General features: G+C 30.5%; 24 protein-coding genes. 20 read left to right on the top strand and 4 right to left on the bottom strand.

Annotated features, from left to right (window positions below; genetic code table 4):
* The first annotated feature begins 31 nt into the window (after nucleotides 1-31).
* Both rsmA and AACL07_RS03810 read left to right on the top strand, forming a co-directional pair.
* A complete protein-coding gene (gene rsmA, locus AACL07_RS03815) occupies nucleotides 32-835 on the top strand; it encodes a 16S rRNA (adenine(1518)-N(6)/adenine(1519)-N(6))-dimethyltransferase RsmA (RefSeq protein WP_338983491.1) in 804 nt (267 codons plus the stop codon).
* A gap of 56 nt (nucleotides 836-891) precedes the next feature.
* Complete coding sequence (locus AACL07_RS03810; RefSeq protein ID WP_338983489.1) at nucleotides 892-1,758, top strand: HAD-IIB family hydrolase; 867 nt, start codon at nucleotides 892-894, stop codon at nucleotides 1,756-1,758.
* Between the two features lie 32 nt (nucleotides 1,759-1,790).
* On the opposite strand, the gene AACL07_RS03805 is transcribed toward AACL07_RS03810, so the two are convergent.
* Both AACL07_RS03805 and AACL07_RS03800 read right to left on the bottom strand, forming a co-directional pair.
* Nucleotides 1,791-2,636: an aldo/keto reductase gene (locus tag AACL07_RS03805; RefSeq protein ID WP_338983487.1), complete on the bottom strand. Its 846-nt coding sequence runs from the start codon at nucleotides 2,634-2,636 to the stop codon at nucleotides 1,791-1,793.
* Between the two features lie 108 nt (nucleotides 2,637-2,744).
* The gene (locus tag AACL07_RS03800) at nucleotides 2,745-4,277 is read right to left on the bottom strand and encodes an ABC-F family ATP-binding cassette domain-containing protein (protein ID WP_338983485.1); all 1,533 of its coding nucleotides are present in this window, start codon (nucleotides 4,275-4,277) and stop codon (nucleotides 2,745-2,747) included.
* A 92-nt stretch (nucleotides 4,278-4,369) separates the two neighbouring features.
* On the opposite strand from AACL07_RS03800, the gene AACL07_RS03795 reads away from it, so the two are divergent.
* The 8 genes from AACL07_RS03795 to mnmG are packed head-to-tail and all read left to right on the top strand — an operon-like array spanning nucleotide 4,370 to nucleotide 11,559.
* Nucleotides 4,370-5,401, top strand: a complete 1,032-nt coding sequence (locus AACL07_RS03795; protein ID WP_422397432.1) for a ribose-phosphate diphosphokinase — start codon at nucleotides 4,370-4,372, stop codon at nucleotides 5,399-5,401.
* Between the two features lie 2 nt (nucleotides 5,402-5,403).
* Nucleotides 5,404-5,967, top strand: a complete 564-nt coding sequence (pth, locus tag AACL07_RS03790; protein WP_338983481.1) for an aminoacyl-tRNA hydrolase — start codon at nucleotides 5,404-5,406, stop codon at nucleotides 5,965-5,967.
* Nucleotides 5,968-5,984: 17 nt separating this feature from the next.
* Nucleotides 5,985-6,506, top strand: coding sequence for a phosphoribosyltransferase (locus AACL07_RS03785; RefSeq protein ID WP_338983479.1), 522 nt, complete (start codon nucleotides 5,985-5,987; stop codon nucleotides 6,504-6,506).
* Complete coding sequence (gene metG, locus AACL07_RS03780; protein ID WP_338983477.1) at nucleotides 6,506-8,026, top strand: methionine--tRNA ligase; 1,521 nt, start codon at nucleotides 6,506-6,508, stop codon at nucleotides 8,024-8,026. The genes AACL07_RS03785 and metG overlap by 1 nt, the downstream gene beginning before the upstream one ends.
* Before the next feature lie 42 nt (nucleotides 8,027-8,068).
* On the top strand, nucleotides 8,069-8,545 hold the full coding sequence (locus AACL07_RS03775; RefSeq protein ID WP_338983475.1) for a hypothetical protein: 477 nt from the start codon (nucleotides 8,069-8,071) through the stop codon (nucleotides 8,543-8,545).
* Nucleotides 8,546-8,597: 52 nt separating this feature from the next.
* Complete coding sequence (locus AACL07_RS03770) at nucleotides 8,598-9,074, top strand: hypothetical protein (protein WP_338983473.1); 477 nt, start codon at nucleotides 8,598-8,600, stop codon at nucleotides 9,072-9,074.
* A gap of 57 nt (nucleotides 9,075-9,131) precedes the next feature.
* Nucleotides 9,132-9,617, top strand: a complete 486-nt coding sequence (locus AACL07_RS03765) for a hypothetical protein (RefSeq protein ID WP_338983471.1) — start codon at nucleotides 9,132-9,134, stop codon at nucleotides 9,615-9,617.
* Between the two features lie 43 nt (nucleotides 9,618-9,660).
* Nucleotides 9,661-11,559, top strand: a complete 1,899-nt coding sequence (gene mnmG / locus AACL07_RS03760; RefSeq protein WP_338983469.1) for a tRNA uridine-5-carboxymethylaminomethyl(34) synthesis enzyme MnmG — start codon at nucleotides 9,661-9,663, stop codon at nucleotides 11,557-11,559.
* A gap of 7 nt (nucleotides 11,560-11,566) precedes the next feature.
* Here the strand turns inward: mnmG and AACL07_RS03755 are convergent, their stop codons facing one another.
* Entirely contained in the window at nucleotides 11,567-11,872 is a 306-nt protein-coding gene (locus AACL07_RS03755) for a helix-turn-helix domain-containing protein (RefSeq protein ID WP_338983467.1), read from the bottom strand.
* A gap of 124 nt (nucleotides 11,873-11,996) precedes the next feature.
* On the opposite strand from AACL07_RS03755, the gene AACL07_RS03750 reads away from it, so the two are divergent.
* The 5 genes from AACL07_RS03750 (at nucleotide 11,997) to AACL07_RS03730 (ending at nucleotide 18,478) form a co-directional block, all read left to right on the top strand.
* A complete protein-coding gene (locus AACL07_RS03750; RefSeq protein ID WP_338983465.1) occupies nucleotides 11,997-12,605 on the top strand; it encodes an FMN-dependent NADH-azoreductase in 609 nt (202 codons plus the stop codon).
* A gap of 170 nt (nucleotides 12,606-12,775) precedes the next feature.
* Nucleotides 12,776-14,242, top strand: a complete 1,467-nt coding sequence (locus AACL07_RS03745; RefSeq protein ID WP_338983463.1) for a hypothetical protein — start codon at nucleotides 12,776-12,778, stop codon at nucleotides 14,240-14,242.
* Entirely contained in the window at nucleotides 14,232-15,803 is a 1,572-nt protein-coding gene (locus AACL07_RS03740) for an ABC transporter ATP-binding protein (protein ID WP_338983461.1), read from the top strand. The genes AACL07_RS03745 and AACL07_RS03740 overlap by 11 nt, the downstream gene beginning before the upstream one ends.
* Nucleotides 15,796-17,571: an ABC transporter permease subunit gene (locus AACL07_RS03735; protein WP_338983459.1), complete on the top strand. Its 1,776-nt coding sequence runs from the start codon at nucleotides 15,796-15,798 to the stop codon at nucleotides 17,569-17,571. Before AACL07_RS03740 ends, AACL07_RS03735 begins: the two co-directional genes overlap by 8 nt.
* Nucleotides 17,564-18,478: an ABC transporter permease gene (locus AACL07_RS03730; protein WP_338983457.1), complete on the top strand. Its 915-nt coding sequence runs from the start codon at nucleotides 17,564-17,566 to the stop codon at nucleotides 18,476-18,478. The genes AACL07_RS03735 and AACL07_RS03730 overlap by 8 nt, the downstream gene beginning before the upstream one ends.
* Before the next feature lie 54 nt (nucleotides 18,479-18,532).
* On the opposite strand, the gene AACL07_RS03725 is transcribed toward AACL07_RS03730, so the two are convergent.
* Entirely contained in the window at nucleotides 18,533-19,081 is a 549-nt protein-coding gene (locus AACL07_RS03725) for a flavoprotein (RefSeq protein WP_338983455.1), read from the bottom strand.
* A gap of 68 nt (nucleotides 19,082-19,149) precedes the next feature.
* On the opposite strand from AACL07_RS03725, the gene rsmG reads away from it, so the two are divergent.
* From rsmG to gltX, 5 genes are all read left to right on the top strand, one after another.
* On the top strand, nucleotides 19,150-19,866 hold the full coding sequence (gene rsmG / locus AACL07_RS03720; protein WP_338983454.1) for a 16S rRNA (guanine(527)-N(7))-methyltransferase RsmG: 717 nt from the start codon (nucleotides 19,150-19,152) through the stop codon (nucleotides 19,864-19,866).
* Nucleotides 19,867-19,907: 41 nt separating this feature from the next.
* Entirely contained in the window at nucleotides 19,908-20,678 is a 771-nt protein-coding gene (locus tag AACL07_RS03715; protein ID WP_338983453.1) for an AAA family ATPase, read from the top strand.
* Nucleotides 20,668-21,552: a ParB/RepB/Spo0J family partition protein gene (locus tag AACL07_RS03710; RefSeq protein ID WP_338983451.1), complete on the top strand. Its 885-nt coding sequence runs from the start codon at nucleotides 20,668-20,670 to the stop codon at nucleotides 21,550-21,552. Before AACL07_RS03715 ends, AACL07_RS03710 begins: the two co-directional genes overlap by 11 nt.
* A 46-nt stretch (nucleotides 21,553-21,598) precedes the next feature.
* Nucleotides 21,599-22,696, top strand: a complete 1,098-nt coding sequence (ychF, locus tag AACL07_RS03705; protein ID WP_338983450.1) for a redox-regulated ATPase YchF — start codon at nucleotides 21,599-21,601, stop codon at nucleotides 22,694-22,696.
* 102 nt (nucleotides 22,697-22,798) lie between these two features.
* Entirely contained in the window at nucleotides 22,799-24,229 is a 1,431-nt protein-coding gene (gene gltX, locus AACL07_RS03700) for a glutamate--tRNA ligase (protein ID WP_338983448.1), read from the top strand.
* Nucleotide 24,230 lies beyond the last annotated feature (1 nt).

Here is a 24,230-nt window from a genome sequence, read left to right as displayed (position 1 = left end):
TTATGGATTTTTTTATATGTAAAATATACCCATGCAAGCAAAGAAACATTTCGGACAAAATTTCATAACAGACAAAAACCTTATAAATAAAATTGTAAGTTGTTTAGATGAAGATTCAGACCTAGTAATCGAAATAGGTCCTGGTAAAGGTGCGCTAACTGGAGTACTTGTTGATAGATTCAAAAAAGTAATTGCTATCGAAATAGACAAAGATCTTGAGCCTTTGTTAAGAGAAAAATTTGACACACCAAACTTTGAATTAATTATTGGTGATGTATTAGAAAAAGATTTTAAATCATTAATTGATTTTTCAAAATATAAAAAAGTTCAAATCATTTCAAACATTCCATACTATATAACAAGTCCAATTATGTTCAAAATATTTAATACATCTGATGTATTTTCAAAAGCTGTATTCATGGTCCAAAAAGAAGTTGCCCAAAGAATTTGTGCAAATGTTGGCGAAAAACCATACAACAATCTTTCAATAACATCTCAATTTTATTCAAAACCAAAATATGAATTTACAGTTGGTAAACAAATGTTTAAACCAATCCCAAAAGTTGATAGTGCAATTATCACTTTAGATTTTTCAAACAACCACGTTGGTGAAATTGTAGATCATGAAAAATTCATTGCGTTTGTTAGACAAGTGTTTAACAATAGAAGAAAAACAATTTTAAATAATTTATCTCAAACAATTGGAGATAAAGCTAAATCAGAAACTATATTAAATAGCTTGAATATCAAACTAACACATAGACCAGAAAACTTAACACTTGAAGAACTTATGAGTGTTTATATAGAAATCAAGAAAAAGAAAATTGATAATTAATATAAGAGTAAAATTAAGACATAACAACCAATTCGAAATTATGAGCAAGGAGCAATATGTTAAAAATAAATAACGACAATATCAAAGTTGTGGTTTCTGATATTGATGGAACAATGTGTCAATATACTGAAGATGGTGAAAGATTTATCTCACCAGGAATATTAAAAATGATCAAAGAACTTAGTGATGAAAAAATATACTTTGTTCTAAATACTGGTAATAGTGTTCCAATGATGGATGACTTTAGTAAGTCATATAATGCTGGAAAATCAAAGTACCTAAAATACTTTGTGGGTTTAAACGGAAATGTAATTCATGACTTTTCAACAAGCATTTCTAATGTTGTAAACTTAATACCCTCAAACATTGTAGAAGAACTATACAAGTCACTACTACCATTAAAAGCATTAATCGCAATTACATCTAAAGATGGGTGAGTGCAATATTTACAAGGACATGGAAAAGTAGAAGATGTAACAAGTTTCATTGGTTTAGATAATGAAAAGCAATGAAAAAACATTGATGAAATGAAGTCATTCGAATCATCTCCACACATCACAATAAAGGTAAACAATCCAAAAATTAAAGAAGCAGTTTTGGGTGTTGCAAATAAATACAGTGACCTAATTGCAGTTTCTTGATGAAGTGAAGACGGAGTAGATATCAACATAAAAGACTCAAATAAATATTCTGGCCTAAACTCATTAATCAAAATATTAAATGAAAACGAAGGCGAAGATATTTCGATTGATAACGTAGTTTACTTTGGAGATCAGAACAACGACATGAGTGTGTTTGATAACATTAAATACGCAATTGCAATGGGTAATGCAATTGAAACAATTAAAGCAAAAGCCTTTGCAATTACTGATTCTTATAAAGTTGATGGTGTTGCAAAATACATTGATTCAATCAAAATTTAATAAATAAAAAATGCAATCAAATTGCATTTTTCTTATTTAAGATTTGCTACGTATTGAGAAGGGAAAGTATATGGATCTGCATTTCCATATTTTTCTTCATCTAAAGAAGAAATCAATTTCATATCTTCATCAGTTAATTTAACTTTGTCTAAATCCATATTTTCAGTGATTCTTGTATTTGTAACTGATTTAGGAATAATAGATAAACCTAAATCCAATGCTCACCTTAGTGCAACTTGAGCAGTTGTAACATTGTGTTTTTTAGAAATATCATTGAGTACACTTAGTTCACCAATTTTACCTGCCATCAAAGTTTGATAAGAAGTAATTATGATATTTTTTTCTTTACAGTATTTAATTAATTCTGGTTGTTGTAATAGCGGGTTTAATTCAACTTGATTAACTGTTGGTATAACCTTAACCTTTGGTAAGAATTCTTCAAAGTGTTTAACCATGAAGTTTGAAACACCAATAGCTTTAACTCTACCTTCACTATAAACTTGTTCTAATGCTTGATAAATTTCTAAAGCGTAATCAGAATATCAATGAACTAAACAAAGGTCTAAGTATTCTAGTTCAAGTTCTTTCATAATTATGTCAAATTGTTTTAAGGCATCTTCTTTTGATTTCGCGTTAATTCAAATTTTTGAAGTAATAAAAATATCTTTTCTATTGATTCCAGATTCTTTAATTGCTTCAGCTACTATTGTGTGGTTTTCATAAACCATAGCTGTATCAATTAATCTGTAGCCAGATTTAAGTGCAAACTTAATTGCCTCCTTAGTCTCTGATCTTGATTTCATAAGGTATGTTCCCAAACCAAACACAGGCATATCGATACCGTTATTTAATTTATATGTTTTATCAATTATTTTCATTTGTTCTCCTGGGATTGGGCTCCAATCCTATTTATATGATAATTGATTAAGCAACCATTAACAGTGCAATGTGAATTATTAAAAATATAAAAAATAGAACTTAGAGTTCTATTTTTTATTTTCGAAATCAATAACACTATCTGCTCAATTAGTTGAGAAGTTAATATCATGAGTTGTAAGTAATACAGTTCCTTCAAAAGATTGTATTGCTTCTAATAATGATTCTTTAGCAAGAACATCAATATGGTTTGTGGGCTCATCTAGTAACAGTAGAGCGCACTTTTCTAGACTTAGGGCAGACAATCTAACTTTAGCTTGTTCCCCTCCAGAAAGGGTTTGAATTGATTGAAACATTAATCCAGTTTTAATTCCAAACTGAGATAATTTAACTCTAGCTTCTTGTTCTGTAATGTTTGGAAACTTTCTTAATAAGTATTGAATAGGAGTAACATCATCAAACTTTTCAATTTGTTTAAAGTATTGGAAAGTTAAATGTGGTGCGTATTTTACTTCACCATCAAATGGTTTGATCTCACCAGATATTGTATTTAGTAAAGTTGTTTTACCAACACCGTTTTTACCTGAAACAATATGTTTTTCACCTTCGCGAATAACAAAGTTCAAGTCTTTAATTAATGCACGATCATAACCTAATGCTAAGTTTTTAAAGTCTAAGATAATACTTGAACCAGGTTTTTTATATGCAAACTTAAAGTTTGGTTTAACCAAATCTTGACGTTTTCCCATAACATCCATTTTCTCTAATTGCTTAACACGTGATTGTGCTGACTTAGCAGTTGAGGCACGAGCGGCATTTTTAGCTACATATGTTTTTAATTTATCAATTTGTTTTTGTTGTGAAGAGAAGGCGTTATCATATTGAACACGTCTCATTTCTGATTCTTCCATATATTTATCATAGTTACCAACGTATCTATTAACTTGTAGGTTTTCAATTGCATAAATAATTCCACATGTTTTGTTGATGAAATCAACGTCGTGAGAAATTAATACAAATGGTTTTTCAAACGCTGCAAGATATTTAGCCAATCATTCAACTTGAGTAATATCTAAGAAGTTAGTAGGTTCATCTAACATAAAGAAATCAAAGTCACTTACAAGTAATTTTGCTAGCATTATTTTAGCCTTTTGACCACCAGACATTGATTCTAGTTTTAAAGGTAATTTATCAATACCGATACCAAGTCCATTTATCAAGTTACCAATTTTTTTCTCAACCTGATCAAAACCTTTAATATCCAATTCGTTTTGAATGTCTAACGCTTTAACTAAATCGTCTTCTTTATATTCAATTGCCATACCTTCATAAATTTTGTTCATTTTATCTTCTAAAAAATATAGTTCTTTGAAGGCTTCTTTTAGATATGAATCAACTGTTATGTTTGGTTCAACTTCTAAATGTTGATCTAGATATCCAATCTTTACACGTGGATGTAATTCAACACCACCTTTATCTGGTGTAATTTTTCCAATAATAATATTGAACAAAGTTGTCTTACCAGAACCGTTTGCTCCAATAAGTGCAATGTGTTCTTTTCTATTAAATCTAAATGTTACATTATCGTATAACTTCTTACCACCATTGGCATGAGTCATATCCTTTACATAAATTAATCCCATTGTGCACTCCCTTCGTCATTTAATATTAAGTATATAATAATTACCAATTTTTAGATAATATAATTATATATAGGAATACAATTATGGCAAAAATAAATAAAGACGAAATAATGATTTTTGGGTTAACCTCAAATCAACCACTAACAGAAAGGATATGTAAAATTATTGGCGTTAGACAATCAATAATTACTACAACAAAATTCTTGGATGGAGAAATGCTATTACAATCACTTGACAGTGTTAGAAATAAAGAAGTTTATTTAATTCAATCAACGTCACAACCAGTTAATGAAAATTTAATGGAATTGTTAATCGCAATGGACGCCCTAAAAAGAGCAAGTGTAAGAAAAATAAATGTTGTAATACCTTACTTTGGTTACGCAAGACAAGATAGAAAAGCAAAAGGTAGACAACCAATTTCTGCAAAACTTGTTTCAACTTTAATCGAAACAGCAGGAGCACACAGAGTTATTGCTGTAGATCTTCACTCATCACAAACAATGGGGTTCTTTGATATTCCAGTAGATAATTTTTCAACAGCTCAAACATTAGCAAACGAAATTATTGACACAATTATTAAAGAAAAATTAGATCCAGAAAAATGTATTCTTGTTTCACCAGATCATGGTGGATTAAAAAGAGTACATGATATTGAGAAATACACTATTGGTATGACAAAAGGGATTGCTGTTGTTGCAAAAAGAAGACCTGAACCAAACAAAGCAGAAGTTGAATTTGTTCTTGGTGATATAAAAGAAAAAGTTTGTTTTATTGTTGATGACATGATTGATACTGGTGGAACTATTTTAAATGCTGCAAAAGCATTAAAAGAGTTTGGGGCGACAAGAGTTTATATTCTTGCATGTCATGGTTTATTCAATGGGACAGCCTCAAAAAAAATGGCAGACTTTATTAAAGAGAAAATAATCGAAGGTGTTATTGTTACAGACACAATCAAAATCGAAGAAGAAAGAAAATTTGATGGTTTAAGAATAATATCAGTTGATCAATTAATTGCAGATATGATTATGGCCTCATATAATAGCGAATCACTATCTGGTGTATACGAAACAAAACAAGAACAGATAGCTAAAAAAATCCAAGACTACTTGAAAAAAGGCTAATCATGGATAAGTTAATTGTAGGGCTTGGTAATCCCGGAAAGGATTACCAAAACACTAGACACAACTTTGGATGAATGTTTATTGATTTTTTATTAGAGAAATATGGATTTGATAAAAAACAAGAAAAACTAAAATCAGAATTGTATTTTACAAAAATAAATGGAAAAAAAGTTATATTACAAAAACCGCTAACTTACATGAACTTAAGTGGTGAAGCAATTGTTTCAGTTATGAACTTTTACAAAATAGAAAAGAAAGACATATTAATTGTTCACGATGACAAAGATTTAGATTTTGGTATACCTAGATTTAAAACTAATGGAAGTGCCGGTGGACAGAATGGTGTTAAAAATATAATCCAACAACTAGGTACGCAAGACTTCAATAGACTGCGTGTTGGTATTGGTAAAGTTGATCCAAATTACAAAATCATTGACTGAGTTATGAAAGACATAACTCAGTCTCAAAAAGATGAACTAAAAAAAGAATTTATAAAATTTTGCGAAGGAATTGAAATGTTCATAAATGATCAAGAGATGATCAAAATAATGAACAAATTTAATTAATAGCTTTAAGGAGATTTATGGCAGAAAATAAATTATTAACAGTTATTACATGACAAGAAATTAAAGCGGCTATTGTTAAAAAGGCTGATGAATATACAAAAATTTATGACGGAGTTCAACTAACAATAGTGGCTGAACTTGAGTCAACATTTATGTTTGTTTCTGACTTTATACGTGAGTTACCAATTGATGTACAAATTAGATTTGTTTCTTATCCAACAGATTCAAGAAAAGACTTTGATATTGAATTAGGTAAATATGAAGCGTTGACAGGAAGGCACGTTTTGATCATGAATGACATGCTTTACAAAGGTAAAGGACTGAAGAAAATTTATGACAAAATTAAATCTGAGGACCCAGCTGATATTCGTGTTCTAACATTATTAGAAAAACCTACAACAAAAAGAGTAACTAAATTTAATGTTGAATCATTATTCCAAGTACACAACGAACATGTGCTGGGTTATGGATTAACATACAACGGAAGTTACCGTGGTTTAAAATCAATTTATAAAGTAGTTGAAGAGACAAGCAAATAATGAGTAACAAAAATTTTTATGTAACAACACCAATTTATTATCCTAGTGGACAATTGCACATTGGTCATGCGTACACAACAGTTCTAGCAGATATAATTTCAAGATACAAAATAGAAAATGGTTACAACGTTTTCTTTTTGACGGGTTCTGACGAACATGGTCAAAAGATTGAAACAAAAGCGAAAGAAGCTGGAGTCGACCCTAAAACTTATGTTGATAAAATTGTTGTTGGTTTTAAAGAATTATGAAAAGAGCTTGATGTTGAATTTGGTAGATTTATTCGCACAACAGATGAAGACCATGTAGAAGCAGTTAAAAAAATATTTACAAAACTATTAAAACAAGATGATATTTATTTAAGTGAATACAAAGGTAAGTATTGTGTAAGTTGTGAAGAGTTTTTAACAAGAGAACAAATGGATGAATCATTTATTCATGTTGTCTGTAAAAACAAAGCAATAGACTTTTCTGAAGAATCATACATGTTGCGTGTTTCGAAATATCAAAAATTTTTAGTAGATTTATTTAAGACAAACTTTTTGGTTCCAGAAAATAGAAAGACAGAAATGTTAAATAACTTCATTAACAATAACCTTGAAGACCTGTCAGTTACACGAGTGACTTTTGATTGAGGAATTAAAATTAATGAAAGTGACAAACATATAATTTATGTTTGATTGGACGCCCTTTCAAACTACATTACAGCACTTGGGTGAGGTAGTGATGAAAAACTATTAAAACAATTTTGATCAAAAGATAGTGAAGTTTTACAAATAGTTGGTAAAGAAATCACGAGATTCCATTCAATTTATTGACCAGTAATGCTAAAAGCTCTTGGTTTAAAAACTCCCGATAAACTTTTATCACACGGGTGAATTATGGCCAAAAACGAAAAAATGTCAAAATCACTAGGTAACGTTGTTGACCCTAGGGAAATGATAAAAACCTATGGCTCAGATGCCGTCAGATTTTATATTGCACTAAACTTGCCAACTGACAATGACGGATCATATTCAGATGAATTGATGGTTGAATCATTTAATACAAACCTTGCAAATAATATAGGAAACTTAATTTCAAGAGTTTCAAATATGATTATAAAATACTCAAACGGTAAACTAAAACCGGTTGATATTAGTAAATCAAAATTGTTTAGGAGCGCACAAGACACAATTGTTGCATATGACAAATTCATGAATGAGTATAAATATTCAAAGGCTATAGAGGCCGTGCTTGAGTTGGGTAATTTATCTAATAAATTAATTGAAGATTCAAAACCATGAGATTTAGACAAACAAAACAAAGTAGAAGAATTAAACTTATTACTATCAGAATTACAATATTCAATTACAACTATAAACTACCTACTGAAACCAATTTTAGTGAAGACATATGAAATTATGATGAACCAAATGGGTGTAAACATTAAGGAAATCAATAAAGAAACAGTTGTTAAAAACAAAATTATTTATAACCAAGTTAGTGAAAAATTAGTGATCTTCAAAAGAATAACTATATAATATTATAAATATATAATTTAATGATTTATATTTGGAGTAAAAATGAAAAACAAAATAACATACAGAAAGGTAGAAGAGCAAGATAAAAAGGATTTATTTAATATTTTCCACGAAGACAACTCAGACATTGTTAGGTTTTCATATTCAATGTTGGGTTTAGACAAACTAACTGACATTGAATTGTTAGAAAGAATGATAAAAGTTGATGCGGAAATTATATTAAGAGAAGGTAAGTTCTTAGGAGTTATTGAAACTACTCCATACGACTCTGATTCAATTGAAATCAGACTGGCAATGGAAAAATTTGATCATGTAGATCAAAGAGAATCAGAAGCAGCTACAGAAAAGTTTATATTGAAACAACTAGAAAAACATGGTGTTTCAAGAATAATTATTGAAGTGCATAAACAATTCGACCTAGCAATTAAGCATTTATTATCAGCAGGTTACAAAGTTGTTTCAACAATAAATGACGCGGTAACATTTGAATTCGATTTCAAAAAATTAAACAAAAAATAAAAATAAAAGATAACAATATCTAAGTCAACACTTAGATATTTTGGAGTAAGTTATGGGAACACATAAAATCACATTTAGAAAATTAGTAGAAAGCGATAAAAAAAACTTATCAGGACTATTTGGAAAATCATCAAAAGCAGATACATCAGCTTATGCAATATTTGAACTTGACCAATTGAGCGAAGATGATTTATTTAAAAGAATGGCAAATCTAAACGTCGAAGTAATAACTAGGGATGATAGTTTATTTTTGGGAATTATTGAAATGGTTCCATATGAAAATAATGGATTAGAACTTAGAACGGTCGTTATTCAAGACGACAACATTGATCCAAAAGAATCAGAAATTGCAACCGAAAAATACATTATTAAAGCACTAAAAAAACATGGTGCAACAAGAATTATTATTTCAATTGAAAAAACACAAGACGCAACAATTAACCACCTATTGTCATCGGGATATAAAGTTGTTTCAACAATTAATAACATAATTACATTTGAATTTGACTTTGGTAAATTCAATAAATAAAACTAAATAATTAATCATTAACAAACACAATTTAAAAATTAGTGTTTATGAGGGGACATGCCAAAACAAGCTATTAACTTTAGGGACATAGAAGAAAAAGATAAAGAAGAAATTTTCTACTTGTTCAAAGATGAGAATGATCACAAGATCGAAAATACATCATATTCAATGTTGGGTCTTAATAAGTTAAATGAAGATAAACTTTACACCAGAATGATAAATGCGGGTGCTCAAGTTATAGTAGCGAGCGGAAAAGTTGTTGGTATTATTGAAGTAGTTCCATATGACGAAGACGCACTAGAACTAAGAATCGCAATCATTATTGGTTTGAGAGAAACAATAGAAGAAGATGAATGAAGTGATGTTGTCGACAGATACATCATTGCAATACTAAAAAAATATGGTGTAAAAAGAATTATTATGGAAGTTTCAAAAAAAGGAGACAAGACAATTACATATTTACTGGATTCAGGATTCAGAGTAATTTCTACTATAAATGATTCAATATCATTAGAATTTGACTATACAAAATTCAATCAATAAAACAACGAGAGATATCTCGTTTTTTTATTGGTATTATCTAATTATGTTAAAAGAAAATTCAAAAATGAAAGTTGACATTGTTGTTATTGGTGCAGGACACGCAGGTGTCGAAGCAGCTTTAGCTAGTGCAAGAATGGGATGTAAAACCGTTCTTTTAAATCTATATAAGGATAGAATTGCAGCTATGCCATGTAATCCATCAATTGGTGGACCAGCTAAAGGTATTGTTGTTAGAGAGATTGATGCACTAGGTGGCGAAATGGCCAAAGCAGCAGATGCAACTGCGCTACAAATGAAACTCCTAAACTCATCAAGGGGACCAGGGGTTTGAGCATTGCGTGCACAATCAGATAAAGTCAAATATTCAAAATATATGCAAAATAAAGTATCTAACCAAGAAAACCTTCAATTAATTGAAGGTGTGGCTAAGGACTTAATTTTAAAGGACTCAAAAGTAACTGGGGTCCTTTTAGAGGATGGAAGAATTATTGAATGTGATTCAGCAATATTAACTACAGGTACTTATTTGTCATCAATTCTACATAGAGGAAGTGAAACAGAAAATACAGGACCAGATGGTGAAATTACTACTTCATATTTAAGTGATACATTACGTGAAAATAAAATCAAAATTTTGAGATTTAAAACAGGTACTCCACCTCGTGTTAAAACAAACTCAATTGATTTTAGTAAAGCTCAATTAGAACCGGGGTCTGATGCAAAATTGGCATTTTCATTCTCTACAAAAGAATACAGAGATGTTAAAGATCAAGTTCCATGTCATTTAATTTATACAACAAAAGAAACTAAAACAATTATAGAAAATAACCTAACAAAGTCAGCAATGTATGGGGGAACCATAGATGGTGTTGGGCCAAGGTATTGCCCATCATTTGAAGACAAGGTTGTAAGGTTTAATTCAAAAGAACAACATCAATTATTCTTAGAACCAGAATCGCTGTCACTAGACACAATATATGTTCAAGGTTTTTCAACTTCAATGCCAATTGATATACAAGAACAAATGTTAAAAAGTTTACCTGGATTTGAAAATTGTATTGTGGATAAATGAGCATATGCAATCGAATATGATTGTATTGATCCAACACAACTTGAATTATCTTTGGAGTTAAAAGGAATAAAGAACTTATTTTTGGCTGGCCAAATAAATGGAACAAGTGGATATGAAGAAGCAGCTGGTCAAGGATTAATCGCAGGTATTAATGCTGTTCGAAAAATTCAAAATAAAGAACCACTAATTTTAAAAAGAAGTGAAGCTTATATTGGAGTTATGATTGATGACTTAGTAAATAAAGGTGTGGTTGAACCATACAGGCTTTTAACTTCTAGATCAGAATATAGACTTACATTGAGAAATGATAATGCCGAAGTTAGATTAAAAAAACACGGTAGAGATATTGGTTTAATCAAAGACACAGAATGAAATGAATATCAAAAATTTGAAAAAGAAATTAATGATGCAATTGCACTATTAAAACAAACAAGATACACACCTAAATCTGAAATTGCAATTGAACTATTGAAATTAAAACAAGCAAATATAAGTCAGGGGATTAGTGCTTACCAATTGCTGAAACAACCAACAGTTGATTCAAACATTGTATTCAAATACATACCTGAACTAAAACACTTAACTCACAACCAAGTTCAATACATTGTAATAAGTATTAGATTTGAGGGTTATATTAAAAATGAAAATGAAACTATTCAAAGATTTGAAAATTCAGAATCTAAGTTAATTCCAACAGATATAACATATTCAAATGTTGATAACTTAGCGACTGAAGCTAGACAACTATTAGAAAAAATAAGACCTAACTCAGTTGGACAAGCATCAAGAATTACGGGTATAACACCGGCTGATATTCAAATGTTGTTGTTCTACTTGAGAAAAAAATATGCACAAAAAATAATTACTTAAATAGTAATTATTTTTTTTGTGACAGTTCACCCCATTTTTTCATTTCTTCTAAAAGAGGGCTTAATGATAAACCTAGTTCAGTTAATTCATATTCAACCATTGGTGGAACAATAGGATAGACAATTCTTGTTAATATTTTCTTTTCTTCTAAGAACCTTAGATTTGCAGTTAACATCTTTTGCGAAACACCAGGTATACATCTTCGTAGTTCACTAAATCTTTTTTTACCTTCGGTTAGATCTCTTAATATTAAAAAGACCCATTTTGACTTTATGATTGATATTGTATATTCAATTGCGCAACTTCTTTCCATATGGTCCTTTGTGGTATCTTAAAGTATACTATAGCACATTTTTGTATGTACTTACTTTTTGTGCCATAATTTAATAGAATATATGGGAGTAAAAAAAGACTCAAATTTTAAGGAGAAAAATTACATGGCAAGAGTACTAGTAATTAATGCGAACGTTACACCTAACGAAATGTCACGTTCACGTGCAATAAGTGATCTATTTATTGCGAGATATAAAAAATTAAATCCAGCTGATTCATATACATATTTAGATTTAAACAAAGTAGATATGGCTAAAGAGGCATTGTGACAAGGAAATATGGATAAATTTTGAACACCAATTTCTTCACAATTTTACATTGATCAATTAAAAGAAGTTGATAAATTAGTTATCGTTACACCAATGATTAACTGAAATATATCACCACTATTAAAAAACTATATTGACCACATTGCATTAGCAAACCAAGTTTTCTCATATGCAAAAAGTATTCACCCAGAAGGAATACCTGCAGGATTATTAGATAACTTGAAAGTTCAAATTATCACAACTAAAGGTTCACCAACTCACTGATATTCAGACTTCATAAAAATTGGAGATTACTTATCAGGACTATTTACACTATGAGGTTCAAAAGTTGAAAAACCTCTTGTATTAGGTGGTATGGATATGCCTCCATTAGCTGGCCAAAAACCAATGGATGTAGCATATGTATTCGAAAAAGAAATAGATGCAGCAGCAAAAAAATTCTAATTTAATAATTTAAAATCAAGGGTAAAACTTTGATTTTTATTTTGAATTTTCCATTGATTTTTCCAAAGTAAAGAATAAGATTAAATATATAAATCGATAACTAAAAAGGAGACAACACCTCAAATCTAAATTAGATTTTTGGTGTGTTTTTTTTGCAAAAAGGAGGTATAGTGAAAAAATTAATAAGTATATTAGGTATTTCAACTCTTGTTATCACGTCAACAATGACACTTGTGTCATGTGGGTTTGGTGGACAAAGATTTGGTGAAATATATGTAATAACTGATGCTGGTAAGGTATCTGATAAATCATTTAATCAATCTGGATATATGGGTGGGAATCGTTTCATCCACAATGCATTAAGCAAACCGGATAAAGATGAAATATCTTATGCGCAACCAGCAACAATGACTGATGCACCATGAATGTATGATCGTGCATTTAATAGTGGTGCCAAAGCATTAATATTGCCCGGATTCAAACACGCCAACTTCTTGGAAACCGCAAATAATGGTGCCGAGGGAGCTGGAGGTGTGGCAATCTTAATCGATGGTTCTGCAACAAGACCAAACGGTGATATGTATGAAAATACGATTGGTCTTTCTTATAGATCTGATATGTCAGGATTTTGAGCAGGAACTGCATCAATAATGCATATGCTAAAAACAAATCCTGGAGTTACACCGACTTTAGGAACGTTTGGTGGAATGCAAAATGCAACCGCTGTTGATCCGTTTATGGCCGGATTTTTGGCATCAGTTCTTGCATATAATGATGCATTCGATGGTGACAGTGAAGTGGTCAAGGAAAAGTATAAAAAAATAGGAATATCTTTTGAACTTGATGCTAATTTTGATTATAAAAATTCAAAAGCAGCAATTTCTGCAAATCAAGAAAAAGGATATTTTAAAAATGAGCACAGTCAATGATTCACTGACTCATTTGATCCAGGTAAAGGATCGGATATATCTGAAACATTGATAAATGATAAAAATAAATCAAATGTTGTTATGCCTGTTGCGGGCCCACAAACAGCAGATACACTTAAAGTTTTGAAAGAAGAGGGTAAAAAAGGTAAGGCATTCGTAGTTGGTGTAGATACTGACCAAGTTGAAATGTATAGCTCTGACGCTGATTTGTTTATAACGTCAGCCGAGAAGGATATTGTTGGTTCAACTGCACTTGCACTTGCACACTCAGGCGTTTTTAATGATGAGTTGAAAGAAGCTTCAAACGATGACCCAGAATTTAATGAAAAATTAAGTGAAATGGGTAATAACTTGAGCGTTACAACTAAAGATGAAGAAACAGGAGAAATAGGTTCTGATCCATTACCGTTAGGTTTGGATTTTGAGAAACTCGACGAGAGCGATTGAAAAGGAATGGACTTATGATTAGGTGGTTCAATTTCAACATCTGATTTAAACAAAGTGGAAGAAGAAAATTTTAAAATCATGAAAGAAGAATTAGGTGACTCTATGCTAACTGCATCACTAGAATATTTCAAGTTTGTGGGAGAAGGCAATAACACGCCTGACAAAACTTTATCAATTGAAACAATACAAAAATATGCAACAACTGTATTAGATGGAATGTCTGAAACTAATTATGGAGGATTTCTAAGTTATGGAAAATAATGTAAAAAACTTAAATAATGAGTACGCTGTTGAAATGGAAAATGTAACAATGATTTTCAATGGAACAATTGTCGCAAATGAAGACATCAATCTTAAAGTTAAGAAAGGTGAAATTCATGCATTGGTTGGAGAAAACGGTGCTGGTAAGTCAACACTAATGTCGGTATTGTTTGGATTGTATGAACCAACTAGAGGTTCTATAAAAATTAATGGAAAAACAGAATATATCTCAAGTCCAATTAAAGCAAACAAACTTGGATTAGGTATGGTTCATCAACACTTTAAATTGGTGGATATATTTAAACTTTGAGAAAATATTGCACTAGGTGATGAAAAACTTAAATTCAAAGAGTTTATTGATAAAAAATCAATCATAGAAAAAATAACAACAATTATGGAAAAATATAAACTCGATATTGAATTAAACGATACGGTTTCAAACTCAACAGTTGGTGTTCAACAAAGAACTGAGATATTAAAAATCTTGTATAGAGATGCTGATATTTTAATATTTGATGAACCGACTGCTGTTCTGACACCACAAGAAATTGATGGATTATTAGATGTTATGAAGGTTCTACAGGCGGACGGAAAAACTATAATATTCATTACACATAAAATGGCTGAAATTCAAAAAGTAGCAGATTCTGCAACTGTTATCCGTAGGGGTAAAATGATTGGAACATACGATATGAAGAAAACTACTGTTGATGAATTATCGGAAGCTATGGTTGGTAGAAAACTAGTTGAAGTAAAAAACAACTATTTACCCCCAAAGGAAAAAGTTGTTTTAAGAATCGAAAATGTTTCAATGAACAAAGCAAGTAATAAAAAAGTACTTGGGCTAAAAGATTTTTCACTTGAAATAAGAGAAGGTGAAATTGTGGCTATTGCTGGAGTTGAAGGAAATGGACAACAAGAAATAGCAAATGCAATCACCGGACTTGAAAGGGTTGACAGTGGAAAGGTTTATTTAAATGATATTGATATTACAAACGCATCAATAGACGACAGATATAAGAAACACAAGATAAGCCACATACCAGAAGACAGGCACAAACACGGGCTGGTTTTGGATATGAATGTAATTGACAATACTGTTTTACAGGATGTTTCAAACCACAAATTTTCTAAATTTGGAATTGTTAATAGAAATGCAATTCAAACTTATGGTCAAACAATAATTTACAAATATGACGTAAGGGGAGCAAACAACGGTTTTGCAATAGCAAGACAATTATCTGGTGGTAATCAACAAAAAATAATTGTTGGTAGAGAGCTATCAAGAAAGCATAACTTAATTGTTATATTTCAACCAACACGTGGATTAGATGTTGGTTCGATTGAATATATACATTCAGAAATTTTAAAAGCAAAAGAAATGGGATCAGCAATATTGTTAATCTCGTATGAACTAAATGAAGTAATGGCTTTAGCTGACAAAATAGTTGTTGTTAACTCAGGGAATGCAATTGATACAATACCTGGGAAAGGTGCTGTTAGAGAAGAGATTGGAAAAATGATGTTAGGTCAAAAAAGTGCGGAGGTAGCAAATGAATAAAACATTTAATATCGATAAATGAATGAAACAAAAAAAATTCATTGCACAAGCAACCGGTGATGACACTAAGACAAAATTAAAATTTGTAAAGGCTTCAGTTCTAGCAATTATATTTGGTTCAATTGTTGGAATAATAATTGTTAGCTTAAATGGTTACAACGGATTTGGTTACTTCTTCAATATGTTAGCAACGGGATTTAGTAGTGACAGCATTGCTGCTAGCCCACTGATAAACATGACAATGATCTACTTTGCTTCATATGCATTAATGGGTCTTGGGCTGGCTTTGGGATTTAAGGTTGGTCTATTTAACATGGGTGGATCTGGTCAAGCAGTTCTTGGTATGGGATTAAGTTACCTATGTCTTAACAGCTTACGTGGAGTTGATGACAGTGGTCAATTAATGGGATTTGATTCAATACCGCGTGCAGCAATAATATTAGTAATATTAATGTTTATATTATCGGGTGTAATCATTTCTACACTTGCGGGGGTATTAAAAACTAAACTAAACATTCATGAAGTTGTAACAACAATTATGTTGAACTGAATTGCATGATATTTAGTTAAGTGATTTGTTGGTAACAATGTGTTGGCAGCAAACAATGGTAACTCACCAAGTGTTGGATATGATTGGTTATCGATAAGCGGTAACAACTGAATATTGGGTGTATTAACTGCGTTGTTTTGTATTGTTATTGTTTGAGTTGTTCTAACGTTTACAACTGTGGGATTTAAATTTAACATGGTTGGTAAACAATCAACGGCCGCAAAATATGCAGGTGTTAAAAACCAAACATACTTTATATTAACTACATCAGTCCAGGGTCTATTTATAGGTCTTGGTGGAATGTTCTTCTACATGCAACGCGAAGGTGGCGCAATTATTATGACAAACGACACAATCCCTACATTGGGGTTTGATGTTATTGCTGTGGCGCTTGTTTCGTTTAATAATGTACTTGGAATTATCCCAATAGCGTTGTTATGGGCATCATTAAAAGTTGGTTCAACATTTGGTTCATTTGGAGAATATGTTGGTGTTTCAAAAGAAACTGCATCAATGGTATTTGGTGCAATAGTTTATGGAGCCGCTGTTTATTCGTTATTCTACAAATTTGAAATTACTACAAAAATAAAAAGATTTATTCATCGACAAAAAGATGTCTTACTCAACATTGAGATCATTGAACAAAAGTCGTATATCAAAAATCTTAAATTAAAATTGAAAGAAACAACCGATGGCGAAGAAAAAGATTTAATCAAAGGTCAAATACGTGCGATTAAAAATTCAATTCTACTTTCAAAAGATGATTCATATTCTAAATTTTCAAACAATGGTATTAGAGGATTTAAAAAGAGATATGTTTCAAATAAAATGTCTAGATCATATTCAATTCTAGATGAATTGATGAATGTAACAAATTCTCGTGATACTAAAATTGCTAAATTAACTTATGATGCAAAAGAAGAAATCAAGTTGAATCTAGACAATAAGCAACAAATAATGTCTGAGTTAAAACAACAGATTATTCAATTAAAAGAGATAACAAGTGAAGCTGCGTTTATGACGGTTGATAGTTATAACAAAATTAAATCAGATGACAAAGAAAAATATAATTTACAACTATCTGAAATAAAAACCAAACTATCTGTATTAAAAAATGAATATAAATCAAAAATTAAATCTGTAACAGACAAAGATAATAAATTAGAAATTAAAAAGGATTATTTCATAAAAGAAATGGAGGTAGTAACTAATGCTTAATAGTTTATTTGGAAACATATCAATATTCTTTGCAATATTCTTGCTAGCTTCATTGGCTGGAATGATTGCCGAAAGAGCAGGAATGGTGAATATTGCCATTGAAGGATACATGATAATCGGAGCACTTGTTTTCTCGGTGTTTGGTTTTTACGCAAATAAAAATGGTAACAACAATGGATTACAAATAATTGGTATGTTACTTGCAATGGTGGCTGCTGCAGTGTTCTCGCTGTTACATTCATTTGCGTCCATTAAGATGAGGTCCAACCACATTGTCTCAGGAACGGCAATTAATATATTGGCTGCGGGATTAGGGTTATTCTTTATTACTGTAATTGATGGATCAGACTTTGTTGCATCAAACTTTACAAGAATGTGAATTTCAGATGCAAAATTCTTTAATGTTTATTTATTATTAGCTGTATTAATTATGGTTATTGTGGGTGTGTATTTCGCATTTACAAAAACAGGAATGAGACACGCTGCTTGTGGAGAGAATCCTCACTCAGTTTCAGCAGCTGGTATCAATGTTATTAAATATAGATTCATAGCGATGACGGTATCTGCTGCTATAGCTGGATTAGCTGGAGCAATGTTTGTTGTTGGTAGAACCGCCGGAATATTCCGTGGTGATACTGGTGGATGAGGGTTCCTGGCACTTGGTATCATGATTGTTGGTCAATGAAGAACTAAATTCATATTGATATCATCATTTGTATTTGCTACTCTATTTGGAATAGGTGAAGCTGTTGGTACAACTTTCTTGATCGGAACATGATTTGCAGATAACAAAATGTTAATCCAAGCACTTCCATACATTATCTCTCTGGTAGTTATGGTTGCGATGGCTAAGTGGTGTAAACCGCCGAAAGTCGCTGGTGAAGCGTTTGATAAATCCAAACGATAACTTTATAAACAAAAAAAGCGAAGTGATTCGCTTTTTTCATTTTAATAAATAATGTTATTTTTTATCAATTATTTTTTCCATAAAAGTAATTGTCTTTTCAATAGATGGTACTGAATAATAGTTTTCATTTACAACACCAACATTCTCTACCAAAGGGTCAAGTATGTGTCAATTTGGTGCAGACTTACTTTTAACAAAGTCAATGTTTCTTTGAGTTGCGTAATTTGTAAAGACACGCTCAAAAGAAGAGGGGGCAAATATTACTGGTGTTGTTGTGTGTGACACAAGTGTTGAACAATAATCATCTGGTGATCCATTTGAAACTCTGTTTATAAAAGATGCAGTTGCAGGATATACAATTGTTAAATCAGCTTCATCTGCAACTGTGAAGTGTGCAGGATAATGATATTGTTGATATCCAGTTCTATCGTGAATGTTTTTACTTTTACCAGCATCCAAGTCACCTAAGTCAACAAATTTCCTTGATGCTTCAGTTGCATAAATTACAACACTGTATCCTTTCTTGATAAGTTCATTGTATAAACCAAGTGACATGTCTGCCTTTGATGATCCGGTAACAATTAAATTAATATGTTTACCCATATAAAATTTCTCCAATTTAAAATCATTATATCAAATAGTTAAATATAATTATATGTGTAGGGGACAAAATGGAAAATATTTTTTTTAAAAAATTAGTTGATAGTGAATTAAATATTCAATTATCTGATAAACAATTAGGCGATCTTGAAATATATTTCAATTTTTTAATTGAAGAAAATGAAAAATATAACCTTACAACAATCATTGAAAGAGACGAAGTTTATATAAAACATTTTTTTGATTCAATGATCATGGCTAAAGAATTTGATTTAGATAATAAAAAAATATTTGATATTGGATCAGGTGCTGGATTTCCAGGAGTTGTATTGGCAATAATATATCCAAATTCGAAATTTGTTTTAATAGATTCAAATAATAAAAAAACAACATTCCTGTCATTTCTAATTAGTAAGCTTGAACTTGAAAATGTACAAGCATTAAATGCAAGAGTTGAAGATTTATCTAAAATACACAGACATGAGGCAGACATCGTTATTGCAAGAGCGGTTGCGCGATTAACGATTCTTCTAGAAATATCATCTCAAATAATAAAAGTTGGTGGTTCATTCATTGCGCTCAAGGCTCGCACAGTCGAAGAGGAAGTTAATGAATTAAAATCAAAACCTCATAAATTAGGTTTTGTTCAATCTAAAGTTCAAGTATATGAGAATGAAATCATTGGAATAAGAAACAATATAGAATATAAAAAAATAAGCGAAACACCAGTAAGCTATCCAAGACATTATTCAAAGATCAAAAAGGATGTTGTTAGTAATAAAAAATAACATTATCAATATGTAATGTAAAATTAATAAGTGAGGAATTTATGGGAAAAATTATTGCTATTACTAACCAGAAAGGTGGGGTTGGTAAAACTACAACTTCAATAAACTTAGCGTGCGGACTTGCACTTGAGGGCAAGAAAGTATTGTTAATGGATGTAGATTCACAATACAACGCTTCATCTGGAGTTGGTTATAAAATCTCAAATGCAACTAAATCTGTCTATCATATGTTTATTGAAAATTTAAAATATGAAGACGTTATTAAAGTTGATGTCAAAAAAAATCTTGATTTAATTCCTAGTACTTCAAATCTTTCAACACTTGATTTTGTGTTGGGTGAAAAAAAAGAACAATATAAAAATGTACTTAAAGAAGATATAACAAAATTGAAATCAGACTATGATTTTGTAATTATAGATTGTCCACCAAGTTTGGGTATTATTAATATTTGTGTTCTTGAAATTGCTGATTCAGTAATAATTCCAATTCAAGCAGAACACTATGCATTACATGGTGTGGTACAACTGTTGAAAACAATTAAATCAATCAAGAGTACTAGAAATACAAAGCTTCAAATTGAAGGTGTGTTAGTTACCATGTATGACAACAGAACAAAACTATGTCGTGATGTTTATGAAGAAATAAAAAGAACATTTGGCAATAAAACATACGAAGCATTAATACCAAGAAGTATTAAAATTGCTGAAGCACCAATGGTTGGTGAATCAATTTATGAATATGATAAATCAAACAAAGCAGCCAAAGCATATGCAGAGTTTACAAGAGAGGTGTTAAAACAAAATGGCAAGTAAAAAATATAGTTTCCAAAGCTTATTAGATATCGATACAGATGATGTGAATGATGTTGTTGATATCTTAGGTGAAAACAAAGAAGAAATATTAAAAGACGCTGAAAGCAATGTAGTTAAATTAAGTTCATTAGTTACAAACCCTTTTCAGCCAAGAAAGAAATTTGATGAAGAAGAATTAAACAACTTAGCTGATTCAATTAAAGAGCACGGCTTAATTCAACCAGTTGTAGTTACTAAAATTGATAACAGTAATTATCAAATAGTTGCCGGTGAAAGAAGATATAGAGCATCTAAAATTGCTGGACTAATTGAAATTCCAGTTGTTGTTTTAAAACTTAACTCATCACAGATAGAAGAGTTGGCAATTATAGAAAACATTCAACGTGTCGATTTGACAGATATTGAAGAAGCGATTGCGTACAGTCAAATGTCAAAAAAATTGAATCTAACTCAAGATCAAATTGCGGTTAAGATTAAAAAATCAAGACCATATGTTGCAAACATTATGAGACTATTAAAATTCCCATCAAACATTCAAAATGCACTTTTAGAAGGTAGAGTAACAACAGGGCAAGTAAGACCATTACTTGTGTTAGTTGATAAACCAGAATTATTAAATTCACTATTTAAAAAAGTTATTGAAAAAAATATGACTGCTAGAGAAGTTGAAATGTTAGTTAAATTCCAATCAATGGGTGGAGCACCAACAAGATCAGAAAAACCAAAATCAGTTGAAATCAAACACCTTGAAGATTCTATCCAAAGAAAACTTGGGACACGTGTGATGATCGAGAAGAAAAAAATGATTATTAACTATTCAAATAACAAAGATTTGAATAGAATATTAGAGATATTAGATTTATTAGAAGACTAAAAAATCAATTACAACAGTAGTTGATTTTTATTAAGGAGAAACATTAATGGCACTAAAAGTAGGAATTGTTGGATTACCAAATGTTGGTAAATCTACATTGTTTAATGCAATAACAAATTCAAAAGTGGAAGCTGCAAATTACCCATTTGCAACAATAAGTCCAAACGTAGGGGTAGTAGAAGTGCCAGATGTTAGATTAGATAATCTTGCGAAAGTATTTAACTCAAAAAAAATTATATCAACAACAATTGAATTTGTTGATATTGCTGGGTTGATTGCTGGAGCTTCAAAAGGTGAAGGTTTGGGAAATGCGTTCCTTGCAAACATCAGAGAAACAGACGCTATATGTCAAGTTGTTAGATGTTTTGAATCAAAGGACATAACTCATGTTGATGGTAGTGTAAACCCTATTAGGGATATTGAAACAATACAACTAGAATTGATTTATGCTGATGAAGGATCTGTTGATAAAAGAATTTCTCGTATAGCACCCAAAGCGAGAGGTGGTAAAGATAAAGAAGCCATAGTTGAACACGACTTACTACTTAAATTAAAACAAGGGTTATCTGATGCATTAATGATTAGTCAAATGAAATTAACAGATGACGAATTTGAAATGGCTAAATCATTCCAGTTACTAACTTCTAAAAAAATAATTTATGTTGGAAATGTGAATGATGATGAACTTGCTGAAGATTCAGAAAACTATAAAAAATTAAGTGATTATGCTAAAGCTAATGGAAATGAATGTGTAAAAATTTGTGCACGCTTAGAAGAAGAATTGACTGAATTAGAACATGAAGAAAAAATGGTTTTCCTAAGTGAGCTTGGAGTTGAAGAAACTGGATTGGAAATGTTAATTAAAACAGCTTACAAATTATTAGACCTAAAGACTTACTTTACTTGTGGGCCACAAGAAGCAAGAGGTTGACAATTTAAAACTGGATCAACAGCTCCAGTTTGTGCTGGGATAATTCACACCGATTTCGAAAAGGGATTTATTAAAGCAGAAGTTTATTCTTATGATGACATGATGGTTTTTAAAAATGAAGCTGATTTAAAGGCTGGTGGAAAAATGAGACTTGAAGGAAAAACCTACATTGTCCAAGATGGTGATGTTTGTCACTTTAAATTTAATAGATAAAAAACAATTTAAAAATTGTTTTTTATTTTCTAGAAGAACACTTTAAAAATATAAACCAATGAAAAGTATTAATTTGTTAAAATAACATCAATGAGGTTACAAATGAAAAAAGTTAGATTACGTTATGCTCCGTCTCCAACAGGGTATTTACACATAGGAAACACAAGGACAGCACTAATGAATTTTCTTTTTGCAAAACACCACAAAGGTGATTTTATTGTAAGAATAGAAGATACAGATTTTGAAAGAAATGTTGAGGATGCAATTGAATCACAATTTGATAACTTAGATTGATTATCAATTACACCAGATGAATCTTTTTTAAAACCAGTTAAAAAATACGGAATGTATAAACAAACAGAAAAATTAGAAGTTTATAAAGATTATGCAAATAAGTTAATAGAAAAAGGATTTGCATATAAATGTTTTTGTTCTTCTGAAAAACTAGAAGAAGAAAGAGAAAAACAAAAACAAAGAGGTGTAATTGCAACAAGATACGCAGGTACATGTAGAGAGCTTTCAAAAGAAGAAATATCAAAAAATGAATCTAAAGAATTTAACATTAGATTCAAAGTTGAAGGTAACAAAGAATATTCAATCAACGATATGGTTAGAGGTGAAATAAAATTCGAATCTAATGAAATTGGTGATTGAGTAATGATCAAATCAAACGGAGTTGCAACATATAACTTTGCAGTTGTAATTGATGATTTCGACATGGAAATTTCACATGTTGTTAGAGGTGAAGAACATATATCAAATACACCAAAACAATTAATGGTTTTTGAAGCATTCAAATGAACAGCACCAACTTATGGTCACATGACTTTAATTGTAGATGACAATAGAAAAAAACTATCAAAGAGAAGTGGGAATCAAGACTTCTTCATATCACAATATAAATCATTAGGATATTTACCTGAAGCAATTTTTAACTACATCTCTTTACTTGGTTGATCACCTGGGGGTGAAGAAGAAATTTTCACAAAAGAAGAACTAATTAAAATCTTTGATGAAAAGAGATTTTCAAAATCACCATCAACATTTGATGTTAAAAAATTGCAATGATTAAACTCAGTGTGAATGAAAAAAATCGAAGACAAAGAATATTTAACTTTTGTAAAAGAATTTGTAGATTCAAAATATGACCTATCAAAATTTAGTGAAGACGAGTTTAATCAGCTTCTATTATTATTCAAAAAAGAAATTGAATTTGGAATTCAAATAAATGATCACTTAGATTTATTTTTCATTGATAGAAAAGTATCAAGTGAAGATTTAAAAACATTAAAAGCATTTGAATACAAAAATTTAAACAAAGCTTTAATTGACGAAATGTCAAAAATCAATTTTGATGAACAGTCAATTAAAGACGCAATAAAAAAAGTTGGACAAGAGTTAAACATAAAAGGTAAAGATCTTTTCATGCCCACAAGAATAATGATTACAACTCAGTCACACGGACCAGAACTTGCAAAAATAATTATGTTATTAGGTAAAGAAAAAGTTATCAATAACTTAAAGGGAATTTAAG

Origin of the sequence: Spiroplasma endosymbiont of Othius punctulatus, assembly GCF_964019505.1 — a bacterium.
Taxonomy (GTDB): Bacteria; Bacillota_I; Bacilli_A; order Mycoplasmatales; family Mycoplasmataceae; genus TIUS-1.
This window is presented reverse-complemented; position numbering and strand designations above follow the sequence as displayed.